Below are 692 nucleotides of genomic sequence, written 5' to 3'. Positions count from 1 at the left end.
TTCTGCCCATCAGGTAGCATAGCGAAAAATTTAAAACCCGTCAGGGTTTATTTGATGTGCCTACTTTTATGCTATCTATAAAAGATAATAAAAGACTACGTGAAAAAACCACATTTTGTATAAAAAGATACCTTAAGTTGATGGATGTGTGGTGCTACCCCATTAATTATAGACAATTCTAAGGTGCTATTTATGTAAAGTAAAAGTATGATAAAGCGTTATAAGTAAAAATATATTAAATGATTCATCATACAATTCTATGGTATGTATTCGTGGTGGTAGTAATTTATCAAATGTAATCTCAGCTATCTTTTTATGTTCACTTAAAATGTAGGCTGTATGATCCAACATATTTCGTTTGATTAGATAAGTAATATCATTCATAACAAAAGAAAAATCATGAGCTATACTGATGTTAGCTACAGCTTTCAGCAATAAAGAAGATGCTCCTTTATCAGTTTGATACAGTACATTCCATTTACTACGATTTGTTAGGAGTATAGATTTAGCTTCAGCTTTTTTATTTCCTTCTATATCAGTAGTAGTAACATGAAGAAACCAATTATGAAATATAAGATCCACAATATACTCTAATTTATTCGTAAAAACACGTTGTATATATCCTAACTTTTTATTCTCTTGGTTATAAATATCTAACTGTTTAGTAGAGTTTTTAACTAGTAAGGTCATAT

At 28.9% G+C, this 692-nt stretch carries 1 protein-coding gene; it reads right to left on the bottom strand.

Annotation, left to right across the window (positions count from 1 at the left end; genetic code table 11):
- Window positions 1-186: 186 nt before the first annotated feature.
- A partial coding sequence (locus tag AC1DJR_RS32470; protein ID WP_477004512.1) for a tubby C-terminal domain-like protein occupies window positions 187-692 on the bottom strand: 506 nt, incomplete at its 5' end.

Source organism: Bacillus sp. 05T31 (assembly GCF_056396725.1).
This window is presented reverse-complemented; position numbering and strand designations above follow the sequence as displayed.